Here is a 2,054-nt window from a genome sequence, read left to right on the forward strand (position 1 = left end):
CTTGCTCGCTTCATCTGTCCGTCCTTCTTCGGGCCGGACTCTAACTCCTTCTGGAGGAAATACTCAGTGGCAGGTCACTACGAATCCGATAAAGCGTCAGATTGATGAGGTCGATGCGGATGGTGAGGGTCGACCGCCCGAACATGGATCAAGCGAACTTCTGCGTTTTTCGCTACGTTTCGATCCCTATTCGCCAACTGCAAAAGAAGACTACGAACGGCTCAGCAGCGAGATCAGGAAATTCGACATAATAAAACTGCTAAAAGACGAGCTAGCTAAGAGCCGTATCCATACCGCTTTGGCACGAAAAGTAGTTGCAGCAATTCGATACCTTGAGAACTCGACGAAAGATGATGCGGTTCTCTCGATCCTAGAAAATTGCGATGTGCTTTATCCCATTTTTTCGTCTGTGCTCCTCATGATTGATCAGGTATTCGAGGAGTTGTCTCCATCGACGAAGCAGACGGTGGTCGTCGAGATACAGAAGCTCATTCGGAACCGGTCGCATGTCTTCCGCGTGGATGTCCACTTAAGTTACGCGATGCGGGTGCTTGCACACACCAACAGTCCTGACAATCAAGCGCTCCTTCAACAGATATATGAGGAGCGTACTTCTCCCCTTGTCCGCCGCGATATCATTTTAGTCCTCGCGAAATGGGGTGAGTGGTCCTGGCTTTCCGACAGAAGAAATCGTTTCCGCGAGTTAAGTGGGCCGGAACGCAGGGCGTTCATCATTGCCTCATACATTCTAAAAGATGAAGGAGATCATTGGAGAAAGCATATAGGTAAGGAACTAAACCCTTTCGAAAGGTTCGTTATGAGTTGGGCGGGAGAGAAAGCGAATCAGCCCAATTGGGTGATCCCTCTATGATCGACGCATCAACATTTGCGATTTCCTTCAACGCATTTTGGCATGCCTATACTCCGACCTGCGAGCATTTTGTTCGACGACTCAATCTTGGTGGACTCAATCGCTTTGATCGACCAATGACGCAGCCAACCAAGACGACGAGACGTGCCGTAATAGCCGAGTACGCATTCTCGATCTTTGTGGAACGAAGAGAGTCAAGTTGGGCCGGCAGCTATGATTCTAAAGGCCAAAGAGAAACAGCGTGGTCGAAAACCGTGGGGCGATTGGCGCAGTATTCTGACCAAGGGCTGGATGTTGAAAATCGTTTGAATGAGGAGGAAGATCGCGAAGTGTCTGAAATAGCCAATCGGTTGGGCCGTTTTTTCGATGGTTCTAGACCAGTGGTGCTTCGGCCCATGTTTACAGGGTGTGGCTATGTAGATGCTTCGGAAGGTGACGTGTTGTTTGGTTCGACGTTGTATGAGGTGAAAACAGTTGAACGGCCGGTTCGTAGCAGCGACATCAGGCAGACGATTACGTACGCGGCCCTCAACTCGGCTTCTGGATCTAAACAGTTCGAAATTCAGAATGTCGGCCTCTTCAACCCGCGGAGGGGCCAGTATTGTGATATCAGTGTTGAACATATTTGCTCAGAAATATCGGGCCGACCTGCTCAGGAACTTTTTGCGGTGATCGTTCAGGCACTATCGAGCGGTGAAATTTCTAGGTAGGTGCCATGGGCGGTTGCTTGAGCGTCGGCCGCCCAGGCCTCATTTAAGTGCGTCAACTCTTTGCTAAGCAAGTCTCGTCATCCTCTAGTCATGAGGAGGCATGTTGTCTTGCAGAGACGGGGGCGGAAACAACGTCACTACTCGTAGAGCCCGGCACCGACATTCGATCAGCAGACCTACTCCGCCGCTTCGCTGGTCTGAACTTCTTTTGCACTAATGCCGCTCGGCTTCGGCCTCCTGCTCGAGCTGCAGGATATGGGCTCGCAGTGCATCGAACCTCGCTTCCGTGGCGTCGCTGAACAGCGGATTCTTGTGAGGGGACAGGGCTGACGCGATTTCGGTCCAATCGTCGGGCTGCAGTGCTTTCTGCGCGGCCGGGAAGAAATCACGATCCTCCATCAGTGAGCGTCATCCGGCGACCACGCACTGAGGGCTGATCTGGTCGGCTAGGAAGATCTCGTGGATTGTTTCGT

General features: G+C 51.7%; 3 protein-coding genes. 2 read left to right on the top strand and 1 reads right to left on the bottom strand.

All coding sequences use genetic code 11. The annotated features are described in order from the left end of the window. Together AAFX91_RS41140 and AAFX91_RS41145 are read left to right on the top strand one after the other, a co-directional pair. On the top strand, positions 1-871 hold an 871-nt coding region (locus AAFX91_RS41140), incomplete at its 5' end, for a hypothetical protein (protein WP_394570286.1). Next, positions 868-1,581, top strand: a complete 714-nt coding sequence (locus AAFX91_RS41145; RefSeq protein ID WP_394570287.1) for a hypothetical protein — start codon at positions 868-870, stop codon at positions 1,579-1,581. The genes AAFX91_RS41140 and AAFX91_RS41145, both read left to right, overlap by 4 nt. 213 nt (positions 1,582-1,794) lie before the next feature. On the opposite strand, the gene AAFX91_RS41150 is transcribed toward AAFX91_RS41145, so the two are convergent. After that, positions 1,795-1,980 (bottom strand): hypothetical protein, encoded by a 186-nt coding sequence (locus AAFX91_RS41150; protein WP_394570288.1) that lies wholly within the window; start codon positions 1,978-1,980, stop codon positions 1,795-1,797. Positions 1,981-2,054: the final 74 nt, after the last annotated feature.

The sequence above is a fragment of the Bradyrhizobium sp. 31Argb genome, from assembly GCF_043638955.1.
GTDB lineage: Bacteria > Pseudomonadota > Alphaproteobacteria > Rhizobiales > Xanthobacteraceae > Bradyrhizobium.

Excerpts from the sequence above, each read along its gene's own strand:
- AAFX91_RS41150 (WP_394570288.1), bottom strand. The coding sequence starts at position 1,980 with ATGGAGGATCGTGATTTCTTCCCGGCCGCGCAGAAAGCACTGCAGCCC.
- AAFX91_RS41145 (WP_394570287.1), top strand. The coding sequence starts at position 868 with ATGATCGACGCATCAACATTTGCGATTTCCTTCAACGCATTTTGGCAT.